This window comes from Caulobacter sp. P1_D6 (assembly GCF_056406095.1).
Genome location: NZ_JBFUAW010000025.1, coordinates 22,065 through 37,137, shown reverse-complemented (window position 1 = coordinate 37,137; position 15,073 = coordinate 22,065). Strand labels below are relative to the sequence as shown.

11 protein-coding genes are annotated in these 15,073 nt (G+C 67.8%); 5 read left to right on the top strand and 6 right to left on the bottom strand.

Annotated features, from left to right (window positions below; all coding sequences use genetic code 11):
• The first annotated feature begins 1 nt into the window (after nt 1).
• The 4 genes from AC1DYP_RS15330 to AC1DYP_RS15315 all read left to right on the top strand — a co-directional run bounded on the left by AC1DYP_RS15330 (nt 2) and on the right by AC1DYP_RS15315 (nt 3,911).
• Nucleotides 2-772, top strand: a complete 771-nt coding sequence (locus AC1DYP_RS15330; protein ID WP_477047050.1) for an IclR family transcriptional regulator — start codon at nt 2-4, stop codon at nt 770-772.
• Nucleotides 769-1,809, top strand: a complete 1,041-nt coding sequence (locus AC1DYP_RS15325) for an aldo/keto reductase (RefSeq protein WP_477047049.1) — start codon at nt 769-771, stop codon at nt 1,807-1,809. Before AC1DYP_RS15330 ends, AC1DYP_RS15325 begins: the two co-directional genes overlap by 4 nt.
• A 150-nt stretch (nt 1,810-1,959) precedes the next feature.
• Nucleotides 1,960-3,171: a UxaA family hydrolase gene (locus AC1DYP_RS15320; RefSeq protein ID WP_477047048.1), complete on the top strand. Its 1,212-nt coding sequence runs from the start codon at nt 1,960-1,962 to the stop codon at nt 3,169-3,171.
• A gap of 11 nt (nt 3,172-3,182) precedes the next feature.
• Complete coding sequence (locus tag AC1DYP_RS15315; protein ID WP_477047047.1) at nt 3,183-3,911, top strand: SDR family oxidoreductase; 729 nt, start codon at nt 3,183-3,185, stop codon at nt 3,909-3,911.
• Nucleotides 3,912-4,043: 132 nt separating this feature from the next.
• Here AC1DYP_RS15315 and AC1DYP_RS15310 read toward each other — a convergent pair whose 3' ends face one another.
• From AC1DYP_RS15310 to AC1DYP_RS15285, 6 genes are all read right to left on the bottom strand, one after another.
• Nucleotides 4,044-6,176 carry a TonB-dependent receptor gene (locus AC1DYP_RS15310; protein WP_477047046.1) on the bottom strand — a complete coding sequence of 711 codons (2,133 nt, stop codon included), beginning with the start codon at nt 6,174-6,176 and terminating at the stop codon, nt 4,044-4,046.
• A 379-nt stretch (nt 6,177-6,555) separates the two neighbouring features.
• A complete protein-coding gene (locus AC1DYP_RS15305; RefSeq protein WP_477047045.1) occupies nt 6,556-7,533 on the bottom strand; it encodes a LacI family DNA-binding transcriptional regulator in 978 nt (325 codons plus the stop codon).
• A gap of 155 nt (nt 7,534-7,688) precedes the next feature.
• A complete protein-coding gene (locus AC1DYP_RS15300; protein ID WP_477047044.1) occupies nt 7,689-9,044 on the bottom strand; it encodes a neutral/alkaline non-lysosomal ceramidase N-terminal domain-containing protein in 1,356 nt (451 codons plus the stop codon).
• A 78-nt stretch (nt 9,045-9,122) separates the two neighbouring features.
• On the bottom strand, nt 9,123-10,070 hold the full coding sequence (locus AC1DYP_RS15295; protein WP_477047043.1) for an ROK family protein: 948 nt from the start codon (nt 10,068-10,070) through the stop codon (nt 9,123-9,125).
• 3 nt (nt 10,071-10,073) lie between these two features.
• Complete coding sequence (locus AC1DYP_RS15290; RefSeq protein ID WP_477047042.1) at nt 10,074-11,231, bottom strand: glycoside hydrolase family 68 protein; 1,158 nt, start codon at nt 11,229-11,231, stop codon at nt 10,074-10,076.
• A 297-nt stretch (nt 11,232-11,528) separates the two neighbouring features.
• Entirely contained in the window at nt 11,529-13,676 is a 2,148-nt protein-coding gene (locus AC1DYP_RS15285) for a TonB-dependent receptor (RefSeq protein WP_477047041.1), read from the bottom strand.
• A gap of 339 nt (nt 13,677-14,015) precedes the next feature.
• Here AC1DYP_RS15285 and AC1DYP_RS15280 point away from each other — a divergent pair, with 339 nt between their 5' ends.
• Nucleotides 14,016-15,071, top strand: coding sequence for an alpha/beta hydrolase (locus AC1DYP_RS15280; protein WP_477047040.1), 1,056 nt, complete (start codon nt 14,016-14,018; stop codon nt 15,069-15,071).
• Nucleotides 15,072-15,073 lie beyond the last annotated feature (2 nt).

Here is a 15,073-nt window from a genome sequence, read left to right as displayed (position 1 = left end):
CATGACCGATCCCGAAGAAACGCTCTCCAAGTACCGCGCCCCGGCCCTCGAAAAGGGCCTGGACGTCCTCGAACTGCTGGCGGCGCGCGGCGAGCCCATGGGCATGGTGCAGATCGCCGCGGCGCTGAACCGCTCGGTCAGCGAGCTTTTCCGGATGGTCCAGGTCCTGGAGCACCGGGGCTATGTCGCCAACACCCCGACAGGCGACGGCCTGGCGCTGACCAACAAGCTGTTCTCGTTGGGCATGGCGCAGGCGCCGACCAAGACCGTGCTGGAAGCCGCCCTGCCGGTGATGCGGCGGCTGTCCGAAACGATCGGCCAATCCTGCCACCTGGCCGTGGCCAGCGCCGACCAGATGGTGGTGGTGGCGCGGATCGAGGCGCCCGGCAACCAGGGCTTTTCGGTGCGGGTCGGCTATCATCGGTCCATCGTCGAGGCGACCTCGGGCCTGGTGCTCTACGCCTTCCAGCCCGAGCCGATCCGGGCCGAGTGGCGCGCCCGGCTGGAGCCGACCGTCGCCCAGGCCGTCTGGACCGTCTTCGAAGCCAGGGCCAAGAAGGCCCGCGCCGACCAGCACGTGCTGGCGCCCAGCGACGTGACCCGCCTGGTCGTCGATCTCTCGGCGCCGATCTTCGGGCCCGACGGCGTCGCCGCGGCCCTGACCTCGCCCTATGTCGAGACGCCCACGGCGATCAGCGTGGTGGACACGATCGCGGCTATCCGGGCGGCGGCCGACGAGATCTCCGTGGAACTCGGAGGCCAGGTCCAGTGACCTTGGCCGATCCTTCGCGCCCCGCCACATCCGGAAGCCGGCTGGACCTGCCGCCGCTGGGCTTCGGCGCGGGCGGGATCGGCAACCTCTACGCCGCCATGAGCGACGAGGCCGCGCGCGAGACGGTAGAGGCGGCCCTGGCCGCCGGCCTCGCCTATTTCGACACCGCGCCCCACTACGGCTTCGGCCTGAGCGAAACGCGCCTGGGCGACGCCCTGCCCCCGAACGTCAAGGTCTCCACCAAGGTCGGTCGTCTGTTGCGTCCGGCGCCCGAGGCAGACCCGACGGCCGAGCGACACGGCTTCGTCGCCGCCGCGCCGTTCGAGCCGGTGTTCGACTATTCCTATGACGGGGTCATGCGCTCGTTCGAGGCCAGCCTGCAGCGCCTGAAGCGCGACCATGTCGACGTGCTGCTGGCCCACGACCTGGGCCAACGCACCCACGGCGCCGACGACGAAGCGCGCCGGCGTCAGTTCTTCGACGGCGGCTACAAGGCGATGCGGCGCTTGCGCGACAGCGGCGCCGTCGACGCCATCGGACTGGGCGTCAACGAATGGGAGATCTGCGACGCGGCGCTGGACGAGGGCGACTTCGACGTCTTCCTGCTGGCCGGCCGCTACACCCTGCTGGAGCAGACGGCGCTGGACCGCTTCCTGCCGCGCTGCGCCGCCCGCGACGTGTCGATCATCGTCGGCGGCCCGTTCAACTCCGGCGTTCTGGTCGAGGGAGTGAAGCCCGGCGCCCACTACAACTACGGCCCGGCCTCGGCGGAGATCCTGGGCCGGGTCCGCAAGCTGGAAGCCGTCTGCCAGGCCCACGCCACGCCCCTCGCGGCGGCGGCCCTGCAATTCCCGCTGGCCCATCCGCGGGTGGTCAGCGTCATCCCCGGACTGTCCAGCCCGACCCAGGTGCGCCAGGCGCTGGCCTGGGCCGCTCACGCCATCCCAGACGCCCTGTGGGACGACCTGCGCGGCGAGGACCTGCTGCATCCGGAAGCGCCGACGCCCCTCTCCGCCAAGCTTGGGGGCGCGCGATGAGCCTGATCCTGCTCCACCCCGACGACAACGTGCTGGTGCTCAGCGCGCCCGTTCACGCCCCGCGGGGGCCCACGTCCACCTGCACAACATGAAGAGCGACTACATCGCCAGCCACACCCGGCAGGCGACGGGTTCGGAAGGATGACGACCATGGCCCAGACGCTGCAGGGCTATCTCCGGGCCGACGGCCGCAAGGGCATCCGCAACGTGGTGGCCGTGGCCTATCTGGTCGAGTGCGCCCACCACGTGGCCCGCGCCATCGTCACCAAGAGCGACGACGCCGACGTCCACCTGATCGGCTTTCCCGGCTGCTATCCCAACGCCTACGCGCTGAAGGTCATGCAGGCGATCACCACCCACCCCAATGTCGGCGGGGTGCTGCTGATCTCGCTGGGCTGCGAAAGCTTCAACCGCGAGCAGCTGCGCGCCACCATCGAGGCCAGCGGCCGGCCGGTCGAGACCCTGGTGATCCAGGAGAGCGGCGGAACCGCCAGCACCATCGAGAAGGGCCGCGCCGCCGTCGCCCGCCTGCGGGCGATCACCGCCCAGACCCCGCGCGAGCCGATGGCGATCTCGGAGCTGGTGATCGGGACGATCTGCGGCGGTTCGGACGGCACCAGCGGCATCACCGCCAACCCCGCCGTCGGCCGCGCCTTCGACCGCCTGGGCGCCGAGGGCGCGGCCTGCGTCTTCGAGGAGACCGGCGAACTGGTCGGCTGCGAGACGATCATGGCCAGCCGGGCCCTGACGCCGGAACTGGGCCTGGAGCTGGAGCGCAGCGTCCAGAAGGCCGAGGCCTACTACACCGTGATGGGCTACGGCAGCTTCGCTCCCGGCAACGCTGAAGGCGGGCTGACCACCCAGGAAGAAAAGTCGATGGGCGCCTATTCCAAGTCGGGATCCGCGCCGATCGTCGGCATCCTCAAGCCCGGCGACCAGCCGCCCAGCGGCGGGCTCTACCTGCTGGACGTGGTCCCCGACGGCGAGCCGCGCTTCGGCTTTCCCAACATCTCCGACAACGCCGAGATCGTCGAGCTGATCGCCTGCGGGGCCCACCTCACCCTGTTCACCACCGGCCGCGGCTCGGTGGTCGGCTCGGCGATCTCGCCGGTGATCAAGATCTGCGCCAATCCCGAGACCTACCGCAAGCTGGCCGGCGACATGGACGTCGACGCCGGTCGGATCATGGAAGGGCGCGGCACGCTGGACGAGGTCGGGACCGAGATCCACGACCTGGTGCTGGCCGTGGCCGGCGGCGCGCGCACCGTCTCCGAGGCCTTGGGCCACCAGGAATTCATCCTCACCTACAAGGCCTTCGACCCGATCGGTCCGGCCTGTCTTCCGCTTCGGCGGGCCAGTTAGAGAGCATCGAGATGGGAAGACTTTCCGGCAAGACCGCCCTCGTCACGGCCGCCGCCCAGGGCATCGGCAAGGCCAGCGCCGAGCTGTTCGCCCGGGAGGGCGCGCGGGTGGTCGCCACCGACATCAACGAGGCGCTGCTGGCCGAGGTGGCGGGATGCGAGACCCGACGCCTGGACGTGCTGGACCCCCAGGCCATCCTCGACCTGGCCGCCGAGTTGGGTCCGATCGACGTGCTGTTCAACTGCGCCGGCGTGGTCCACAGCGGCGCCATCCTCGACTGCGACGAGGCGGCCTGGGCGTTCTCCATCGACCTGAACGTCACCGCCCAGTACCGGATGATCCGCGCCTTCCTGCCGGCCATGCTGGCCTCGGGCGGCGGCTCGATCGTCAACATGTCGTCGGTGGCCAGCTCGATCAAAGGCGTGCCCGGCCGCTTCGCCTACGGCGCCACCAAGGCCGCGGTGATCGGCCTGACCAAGGCCGTGGCGGCCGACTTCGTGGGCCAGGGCGTGCGCTGCAACGCCATCTGCCCCGGCACCGTCGAGACCCCGTCGCTGAACCAGCGCCTGGCCGACACCGGCGACTACGAAGCCGCCCGTCAGGCCTTCACCGCCCGCCAGCCGATGGGCCGCCTGGGCAAGCCCGAGGAGCTGGCGCAGCTGGCCCTGTACCTCGCCAGCGACGAGTCGAGCTTCACCACCGGCCAGATCCACATCATCGACGGCGGCTGGATCAACTGATCCAGGCCGGGCGGAGATCTAGGGATTTTGGAGAAGCTGGCGCGCGGATACGGATGCTACGGAGAACTATGAGTGGCGCTGGCGATACCAAGAGCTGGCGGGCCCGCAATCGAATGCGAGCCCGCCCGCCGGTTATTGGAAGTTGGCGCGGAACCGCACGCCGATGGTCCGGGGCGTCGGTCCCGAGCCGCCTTCGGGGGTATTGTTGCGAATGGTCGGGCCCCGCTCGTCGGACAGGTTACTTCCGATCAGCGCCAGCTCATAGGCGCCCTTGCTCACACCCACGGTGGCGGTGAACCCGCTGTAGGGATCAGCGATCCGCCCGTTGGTCTGCAGACGGTCGCCCGAGCGGCTCCAGGCGACGTTGAAGAAGCCGTCCACGCCGTTGGCGAAGGACTTGGCGTAGGCCGCGTCCAGGCGCCAATTGTGCTCGATGGTGTTGACGATCCGGCTGCCGGGCTTGAGGTACGGCAGGGCCGCCTGGATCGCCGGATCGACGCGATCGAACTTGCCGTCGTTGAAATTGGCCACCGCGCCGATCGTCAGACCTTCCAGCGGGGTGCGCCAGCGAAGGTCGATGTCGATCCCCTTGGTCGTGGCGTCCCCGAAATTGGAGAAGCCCGAGACGTTCGGATCCAGCGTGGGCGTGGAGGTCTGCAGGTCCTTGTACTTGGTGATGTAGCCGTTGAGCCCCACCGACAGGTTGCGGTCGGGGGTGCGCCATTTCAGGCCGACCTCGTAGTTTCTCGATCGCTCGGGGTTCAGCTGCGTGCCGGCCGGGATGCCGATGTCCTCGAGCAGATCGGCTTGGATCTGCGACTGCACGATGCCGGCGCGAAAGCCTGTCGCGCTGGTGATGAACATCGTCAGGTCGTCGTTGGGCAGATACGAAAGGTTCGCGCGCCAGGTCGTGACGTTGGTGGTGTTGGTGTTGGACGTGCTGGCGTCTTCGAAGGTGCGCTTGTCGTGGTAGTAGCGCAGACCCACCAGCGGCACGAGCTTGCCGCCCAACAGGTCGTAGCTGACTTCGCCGAACACAGCCGAGTTCTTGGTGATGGTGTTGTTGTCGGCGTTGACGAGAACGGCCGGCGGGATCGCCAGCTGATTGGCTTGCGGCCCCTTGCCGTCTTGGTAGGCGCCGCCGACCAGCCAGTGGAACGGCCCGGACGTGGTCGAGTTCACCCGCACTTCCTGGCTGAACATCTTGGGATAGAACTGGCTGGAGAACTTCCCCTGGGGGGAGAGGGGAATATAGATCCCGAAGTTGCCCGACAGATCGCTCGTGGCGCTGGTCACGGTGAACGCATCGAAGTCGACGGTGGCCGTCAGGCTGTAGAGCTTGAAGTCGCCGTTGCCGAAGCTGGGCTGAGCCGCGGTGTTGGCGTAGTAGGGCGGCTGAACCGACGCCATGCCGCCCAGGAACTGCTGGCGGGGCTGGAAATGCCAGTACTGGGCGCGGATGGCCACGTTGTCGGCGGGCTTGAAGAGGCCGACCACGCGAATGTCGTCGTTACGGACGGCGTTGACGCCCTTGCGGTCGGGCGTTCCGTCGTACGCGCCGTAGTACTCGTCGGCCCAGCCTGGATTGTAGGAGTGTCCGCCGCTGACACGGATGGCCAGGACGTCCTTGATCAGGGGCACCGAAACCACGCCTGAAACGCCATAGTTCAAGCTGCCGGCGCCGCGGGTCTGGGAGGTTTCGGCCTCCGCGCCAAACTCCATGTCGCTCAGGTTGGGATCGCGGGTGTGGAAGATGAACACGCCCCCGGACGAGCCCTGGCCATAGAGGGTGCCCTGCGGGCCGCGCAGGACCTCGACCCGGTCGATGTCCAGGAAACGGATCGGCGGCGCGATGCCGAAATTGGTGACGACGAAGGGGACGTCATCCAGGTAGTAGCCGATCGGAGAGTCGCCGTTGGCGTTGCTGCCGCCGGCCCCGCGCAGGTTGTAGGAGCGCGACGCCACCGACTGGCGCTGGCCCTCGTAGGCGCCCGGGACCGTCGACACCAGATCGTCGACCGATCGGATATTTCGCTTCTTCAATTCCTCGCCGCTGAACGCCTGGATGGCGAGCGGAACCGATTGCAGGGACTGGGCGCCGGACTTCTGCGCCGTGACGAGGACCTCCTCGAGGACGGCCTCGTCGTTGGCTGGGGTCGAAGGCGCGGCGTTCTTCGCGGGCTCGGGATTGCTCTGGGCATAGACCGGCGCGCCGAGCCCGGCGGTAAGGGCCAAGACTGCGGCGGTAGCGAACAGGCGATTCATAGATTCCTCCCACTTTTTGCTTGTTAATCGATTGCCTACACGCTCCCAGCTTGGCTGCCAAGACCCCTAAATTCTGAATTGATATCGATTGCCTAACTTCGGATGCCCTCGTTTCTGGAACGTCCGGACAACGGCGCGCCGGCGCGAGCCTGCGGCCGGTCGCCGCCAAGCGGGCCGTCGACGCGCGGGATCGCCGTTGAGCCCACTCGACCGCGAGCCCGGCCCGGCGGGCGCGAACGCCTCATCGCGGACTCCTGGGCGCGCGACGTAAGACGGCCCCGCGGCGTCGCGGGGCCGTCTTGCGGACCATCGGCTTTCCAATTTCGGACATGTGAAGGCCCACGCGCCGCGGTCGAACCCTCGTCGGCGGGTCGGCGCGTCAGGCGGTGGAGCCGCGGATGGTCAGCGTCGGCGCCAGCTGGACCGAGCCGGCGGGCTCATCGCGCATCAGGCGCAAGAGCGTTTCAACCAGGACCTCGGCGCCCTTGCCCAGATCCTGACGTATCGAGGTCAGGGGCGGCAAGGTGTGGCGGGCGATCTCCAGATCGTCGAAACCGACCACCTTGACGTCGGCGGGGACCGAACGGCCATGATCGGCCAACGCCTGGATGGTCATCATCGCGATGGTGTCGGACGCGGCGAAGATACCGTCGACGCGATCGGCCACGCCCAGATAGTCGGAGATCGCGGTCAAGGCCATGTCAGCGACGAAGTGAACAGGGAGCAACGCGCCCACCGCGCCGTCGCCCGCGGCCTTCAGGGCCTCGCGGAAGCCCTTCAGCCGCTCTTCGACCTCCGGGACGGTCGCGTCGCCAAAGAAGGCGAGCTTTCGACATCCCTGCGCCAGCAGATGCTCGGTGGCCAACCGCCCGCCCAGCCGATTGTCGCTGCCGACCGTGCTGTAGGCGCACCCCTCGATCTGGGCGCCCCAGACCACCATGGGCCTGTAGTCCTGGGCCGTGCGATCCAGGACCAGCGACTGGTCCGACTGCCCCACCACGATGATCCCGTCCACGCGGCCAGACTGCACGATGCGATCGAGCCATTCGGGGTCGCTGGGCACGACCCGGCTCAACAGAACGTCGTAACCGTGGTCGGCCAACCGGTCCGCGATATGACTGATCAGCGTCATGAAGAACGGGTCGGACAGATGCTGGGTGCGCTCATGCCCCAAAGGCACCACCACCCCGATCGCGCCCGTGCGACCGGTCCGCAGGTTGCGCGCGGCGCTGCTCGGCTTGAACTGGAGGTCGGAAGCCAGCTTCTGGATCCGCTCGCGGGTTGCCGGGGAAAGATGGCCGGCGCCCGTGAGGGCTCGCGACACCGTGGCCGTCGAGACGCCCGCGATCTTCGCCAACTCCTGGATGTTCTGGGGCTTGGCGCGGATTTCCGTGGAATCCGACCGAGACTTGCGGGGCAAAAGCGACCTCGATCTTAGAAGCAAAGACGGCGCACCGGACGCCATCGACGTCAGCCCGTCAAGGTCGCCCCGCCAAACAGGCCAGGAAGTTCTTACTGGCGTTGAGCTTCCTGCTCCAGGTCCAGGAGCCCTTCTATAATAGCCGTCTCCGCGCAACCCTGCTTGAGCTTGGACGACACCACCTCGAAGGTGTTCTGCGCGTAGGCTTCGTCATTGGGAATGTAGCCCGAAGGAGCCCAGCCATTGGTGAGCGTGGCCATCATCGCGCGGCTGGAGCCCGAGCGCGCCTTGAAGCGCTGGGCGATCGGGTTGAACACCTCGGCGTTCACGCCGGCGATCTCGATGTTTCCGATCTTCAGGAAGCTCAGGCGAATCGGCACCGGCGCGCCATCGGCATAGGTTCCTGGGTATCCGGCCCGTCCCTGGTCGGTTCGCGTCCGCCCGGGGCACGACACCGTCTTGGAGGCCCCGTAGATCTGGGGATTGGCCTCGGGCCGGTCCAGGACATCGCGGCCGACGCGCAGGACCTCTTCACCGAGCATCTGCCCCATCGACACGACCATCTGCCGCTGCTGGTCCATTAGCTTGACGACCTGCGGGTCCTGCCTGTTGAGGCCATGCCCCCCGGGCGGCATCGCATTGCTGATGTCCTCGCCCCGCTTGGCGTAGTCGGCGATGCGGATGTTTCTCAGGTCGTAGGTCTGCTGGAAGAAGATCGGGTTCTGGTCGCCCGCCGCGCCCTCGCTCCAAAGGGCCACGGCCTCGCCCCCCAGGGCGCCTTCGATATAGCGCGAGGCCGAACCTGGAATGTCGCCGCTCACCTGATCGAGTTGTCCGTTGATCACCGCGTGGACCGCATAGTTGTAGTAGACCGCGATCGGCTGACCCGAGGTCGAGGTGATGTTGACCACCGCGACCGTCTTGTCGGACGGCCCCTCATAGTTGGGGCCTTCCCACCAGCGGCGGGTCTTGGGGTCGATGATGTTGCGATTGACGTTGATGTAGGAGACGCCCTGACCGTAGGCGATCGTCGCCGGCTGCAGCTTGGAGACGGCTTGGCGAAGGGCGGCCAGGATCTTCTCGTCCAGCTTGACGATCCCGCGCGGCACGCTGTGGGAATGGGTGGCTGTCAGCACCAGGTTGGCCGAGGGAATGCCCAACTGGGTCTGCGCCGCCTGCGTCACCGCGGCCCAGATTTCGTCGGGCATGCCGCCGATGTCCACGCTCACCAGGGCCGCGCGCCGCCCATCGTGCTCGAGCACGGCGGCGCGGACATAGATGGGATCGTTGACCCCGTCGAAGTCCTTGGGCAGCTGTGATTTGGAAGGCGTGATGTCGACCCGCGCCGCACCGGCGCTCAGCGGCGACCCCTGCGCGGGAGCGGCGAGCGACGGAGCGGTCTGCAACGCCAGGAACGAGGCCGCCAGGGCCGTAAGGGTGTACTTCACGCTTCTCTCCCAGATCTTTTTTATGGCGCCGAGCATAACGATCGGACAATCGATTGCAAAACTACGGTTCGGTTCAGTTCAGGCCTCCGCGGCGTGGCCGCCGAGGTCCGCGATCCCACGCGGCGACGCCGCCGAACGGCTCGCCCTGATCGCCAGGGCGATGGCGCCCAGCGGTCCGGCGTCGACGCCGAGCGCCGGCGCGGCGATCATCTCTTCCAGGCTCGCGCGGGTGACGAAGGGAAGGTACGACCCCAGGCGCTCCAGCACCTGGGCGCGGATCCGCGCCAGCAGATGCGGCCGAGCGGCGGCCACACCCCCGCCGATCAGGATGCGGTCCGTCGAGGTGGTCAGCAGCAAGGTGCCGGCCAGCTCCGCCAGGGTGTAGGCGACATGCTCCCAGCGCGGGTCGCTGTCGGCGATCCGCGCTGGGTCGCCGTTGAAGAACCGCTCGAGCGCCGGACCGGAGACCAGGCCCTCGACGCAGTCTGCGTGGAACGGGCAGGCGCCCTGGAAGGTGTCGCCAGGCGCGCGCCGCAGCTTGAGATGTCCTATTTCCGGATGCATGGCGCCGTGGACCGGGCGCCCGTCGATGAGGAGCCCTCCCCCAACGCCCGTTCCGAGCGTCAGGTACCAGAGCGATCGACGCCCCCTGCCCGCGCCCCAGTCATGCTCGGCCAGGGCCGCGCCGTTCACATCGGTGTCGATGATCCAGGGCGCGCCGATCACGCTCGTCAGGGATGGCGCGACCGGCGCATGGCTCCAGCCCGGCTTGGGGGTTGCCAGCATGAAGCCGTGGTTGCTCGCGCCGACGTCGAGTTGGATGGGGCCAAACGAGGCGATCCCAAGTCCCGCGATCGAGCGATCGCGACCCCATTGCTCCAGGACCCGCGCCAAGGCGCCCAGCGTGGCCTGCGGGGCCGTCGTCGGCACGACATGACGCTCGATGATCTCACGTCCGACGGCGAGGACCGCGATGGACTTGGTGCCCCCAAGCTCCACGCCGGCGAAGACGAGGCCTTCGTCCATGGCCTAGACCTCCAGCTCGCCGACCGCGCCCGCCAGATGCAGGCGCAGGGTCGGCGCGAAGGTGGCCCCGAAGCGACGAGGACCCGCCTCGTGGCGGCCGCGCCCCCAGTCGTCCACGAAACTGATCACGGAAAGATCCGGGAGGACGAGCCAGCTATAGGCCTGGCGCGGCGCGGCCGGCGGATTGGCGAAGACCAGTCCCGTGCCGTTCAACGGCTGCCATCCGCCCGCCAGACTCGAGGAGACCATGCCGTAGAGGCCCGTCGGCGCATGCCGCGCGTCGGGCGCGAAGACGTGGGTCTGGGTCGACCAGAACATGTAGTACAGGCCGTCGGCCTCGATCACATGCGGCCGCTCGAGTTCATTGTTGACGCCGGTCGCATCGATCAGGGGCGGCAGGAGCCGCCAATCGTCGGGCCGACCTGACGTGGAGATCGCCGCCCCGATCACGCCGTTGAATTCCGAAGCCGCGCCCGCCGCGGACCCGGCGAAGAACAGGTGGTGATGTCCGGTCACGGGATCCTGGAAGTAGGCCGGATCACGGAAAGCCTTGATGGTGCCCACCGCACCCGTGCCGCCATCGCTGGCCATGTAGTATTTCGGGTCGCGGCCGACGATCTCACGAAGGTCGCGCCAGGCCGAAAACGCCAGCCTATCGCCTGAAACCTCAAGCGTCGCGGTGGCGCTGAACAGCCTCTGCTCGAAGGTCAAGGCCTCCTCGCCACGACGCCCCGTCGCGGTGAAATAGAGCGACAGCGTGCGCCCGTCGGCGTCGAGCACCGCCGAGCCCGACCATTCGCGGCTGCCGGGCGAGAGGCCTTCGGGCATCAGCGGGCCAAGGTGCGACCATCCGCTCCGGTCGTGCTGCAGCAGGTGGATGCGCGCGTGACCATGCCGAGCGTCCGGATCGTCGAACTGGGGCGCGCCCAGCGCCATCCAAAGCGTGACGTCTTCGCCAAAATCGACCGGTTCGCCGGCGCGGTTCTGAACCGGCCAGGCATCCCAGATGTCGAGATCGTCAGACACACGGACAATGTCGGCCTCGACGATCACCGGAGCGGCGGACACGCGCTTGTCGTCGATCAACCCAACCTGGCCGGACTCCCACCTGACCGATGAGGCGCGCGGTTCGGCGGTCGCCGAGGAAGAAGGATTGGTCATGCGCTCTCCTGGTCTATCTGCAAGCAAGCCTGCTTCACACCAGCCGGGTGTAGAAGAAACTCGCCGCGCTGGCAAACGATTGCCTTATCGTTTCGCATGATGCCCTTGAGGTTCTCGGAATGGCGCCTCGGCGGCCACCGCGTCGATGCGGGCGTCCTTCGCCCAGTCACGCCGTGCGGCGTCTTGGCCAGTCACATTTCACTCCAGGTCTGTTGGGTCCTCCCGCTGAAAAAAACCCCCAGTGAGGGCCACCTTGGTGACCTTCACTGGGGAAGCACGCCTAGCAGGGGGAGGCGATCAGTCGAAAGCGGCGCGCAACCGCACGCCGATCGTTCTGGGGAACGGGCCGGCCAGAAGCGTGGGGCCGTTGGCCGCCGTCGGGCCGCGCTCGTCGGAAAGGTTCTGGCCAAACAGCGTCACTTCGTAGGCCCCGCGCTTGAGGCCGACGCTGGCGTTGAACAGGGAGTAGGCGTCCAGGGTCCCGACCGTGGCGTCCTGGACCTTGGCCTTGCCGTTGCGGGACGCCGAAGCCGCAGCCGTCAGCTTCAGGCCGGAGTCGTTGAGCTCACGCTCGTAGGTGGCGTCCAGCCGCCAGTTGTAGGGCGGGGTGTTGAACAGGCGCTCGCCGTCGGCCGCCCTGGGGATCGCCGAGGCGAACGCCGGCACGACGTTTTCGAACTCCGCGTTGTTGACGTTGCCGATGACCGACAGGGCCAGGCCGCGAACGGGCGTCTGCCAGGTCACGTCGACGTCCAGCCCGGTGGTGCTCGCATCGCCGAGGGTGGCGAAGGCGGCAAGGCCGATGGAGGTGTTGAAGGCGCTCTGGAAGCCGGTGTACTTGATGTTGTAGACACTGGCGGCGAACCGAACCGTCCCGTCCGCCAAGATCGCCTTCACACCGACCTCGAGATTGCGCAACTTGTCCGGCTCCAGGGCGGGGCCGGAGGGAACGCCGTCGGCCACGACCGCATCGGCCTGGGCCTGCGACTGGAGGATTCCGCTTCGGAACCCCGTGCCCGCGTTGAAGAACACGGTCCAGTCGTCCGACGGATAGTAGGCCAGGTTGGCGCGCCAGGTCAGGATGCTGGGATTGGATCGCGAACTGGTCGGAACACCGTTGGACACCGAGTTCGACGTCCGCTTGTCCTCGAAATAGCGCAGACCGACCAGCGGAACGAGCTTGCCCCCCATGAGATCATAGCTGATCTCCCCGAACAGGGCCTTGTTGCGGGTCTTGGTCAGCGTCGACCCGGCAAGGTTCAGGGACGGGAAGTCGATGGCGAAGCCGTAGGGCGAGGTGGCGTTCTGGTAGAAGGCGCCGGTCACCCAATGCAGCGGCCCGCCGGAATTGGACGCAAGCCGCACCTCGTTGACGAAATTTTCCGCCTCGTAGGTGTTGGTCAGCCGGCCGATGCCCAGCGGCGCGCCGAGATTGAGACCGACGGTGAAGCCGCCCGCCGTGTCCTGGTACGAGGTGGCGTTGGTCAGGGTCACCGGCCCGAAGTCATAGGCCACGGTGCTCGAATAGTATTTCGTGTTGGCCCGTTCGTTGGCCGGCACGGTGTCCTGGTAGGCCGAGTACGGCGGATCGACGGAATTGGAGACCTGCAGGTAGTCCTGGTTGAACTTGAACTGCCAGGCCTGCAGGCGCACCGAAAGCTTGTCGGTCGGCTTCCACAGCAGCACGCCGCGGATGTCGCGGTTGCGGCTGTCATTGGCGTCCTTCTTGTAGGGCGTGCCGACCGGGGCGTTCTGGTAGACGTCGATATAGCCTTCCCGGTAGTCGTAGCCGCCGCTGATCCTGAGCCCGAGCTTGTCTTCGACCAGTGGAATCGAGATCCCAAGCGAACCGGTGTAGTTGGGCGCGCCGGCGTCCTTGGTTTGCGAAACGCCCGCCTCCCCTTCCGCCGTGAACGTCGTCAGGCTCGGATTCTTGGTGTGGTAGATGATGGCGCCGCCCATCGACCCCTGACCATAGAGCGTGCCCTGCGGCCCGCGCAGGACCTCCACGCGCTCCAGGTCAAAGTACCGGATCGGCGGCGCGTTCTGGAAGTTGGGGACGCCGAACGGCGTATCGTCGAGATAGTAGCCGATCAGGCCGTCGCCGACCGAGCCGCCGGCGCCCGAACCGCGCAGGGAAAAAATGCGGAAGGCTCCGCCGACCTGGCTCTGCTGGGACGCCCCCGGAATGGTTTCGATAAGATCGGCGGTTTCGTGAACCTGCTTGCGCTGAAGCTCGGCGCCGGTGAACGCCTGGATGGCCATGGGCGCGGAGGTGAGCGTCTGATTGCCCGTCTTGCTCGCCGTCACGACGACTTCCTCGACCGTCTCGGTCGCCGACGAGGCCTTGTGATCGACCGCGCCGGCGTCCTGCGCCAGCGCCTGGCCGGCGCCGCACGCCGCGATCGTCATGGCGCTCGCGGCGGCATACTTCCAATGTCGCATCTTTCCCTCCCTTGAACGCGGCGCGTTGGCCGCCGACTTCCGAGTGCTGACCCGTGCGCCGGGTTGCACTTCTCGCGATCTCGCGGCGCCTCCCTTGCTGGGATGAGCGACCGATTCGACATTTTCATGCAATCGTTTGCCTGTCAACGCAGCTAGGCCGTGAACAGCTTCACTTGCGCCTTCGTCGCTTCCGCGAGACTTGACTCTCGCCACACGACGCCAAGGGTTACGCAACCGATTGCGAACCGGATGATGACCGTCGTAGGGTCAACGGCAGGCGCAACCAATCGCCCAGCCGGCCCGCGGGGGGACCGGCGCGCCGCATTTGGAAAGGAAACGATGAGAGACACCCTCACGCGCCGCGGCCTGGCGGGCCTGACGCTCGCCCTGGCCGCGCTGGCGCCGCGCGCGATCGCCCAGACCCTGCGGGCTTCGCGGACCGGCGCCGGGCTGGACCTGGTGGACCCCGAACTTCGCGGCCCGCTGACCCACCCGGAGCGGGTCAGGATCCCTTCGATGACCGAGGCGGACATTCTGGCGTTTCGAGGACGCACGCCCCCGCCGTCGCCGCCCCAGCGCGCCGGCCCGCCCGTGTCGGTGCGCCAGATCGCCGGGCCGACGGGGGCGCCCCTCAGGATCTTCGTCATCAACGCCGTCGGCAAGCGCGGCCGGCCGGCCATCCTGCATATCCACGGCGGCGGCTACATCCTCGGCTCTCCCACCACCGAAATTCCTAATCTCCAGCGGATCGCGGCGGCGCGGGATTGCGTGATCGTCAGCGTCGACTACCGCCTCGCGCCAGAAACGAGATTTCCCGGCGCCCTCGAGGACAACTACGCCGGCCTGGCCTGGCTCTTCGCCCACGCCGAGGACCTGGGCGTGGACCGGCGGCGTATCATCGTCATGGGCGAGAGCGCCGGCGGCGGCCACGCCGCTGGCCTGGCGATCGCCGCGCGCGACCGCGGCCAGTTCAGCCTGGCCGGGCAGGTCCTGGTCTATCCCATGCTCGACGACAGGACGGGCAGCGTGCGCCAACCGCCGGACCACCAGGGCGGCTACGTCTGGACGCCCGAGCAGAACCGCCTGGGCTGGAGCGCCTTGCTCGGGATGAAGGCCGGGTCGGCCGACCCGCCGTACGGAGCGGCGCCGGCGCGGGTGGAGAACCTGAAAGGCCTGCCGCCGACGTTCATTGGCGTCGGCGGCCTGGATCTCTTCCTGCAGGAGGACATCGACTATGCGCGCCGACTGCTCGACAGCGGCGTATCGACCGAACTCCTGGTCGTCCCGGGCGCCTATCACGCCTTCCCGTTCATCGTCCCCGAGGCCAAGGTCTCGCGCCAGTTCCTCGGCGCGATCGACGACGCGATCGCCAGGCTGCTGGCGCCGCCGCCCTAGCG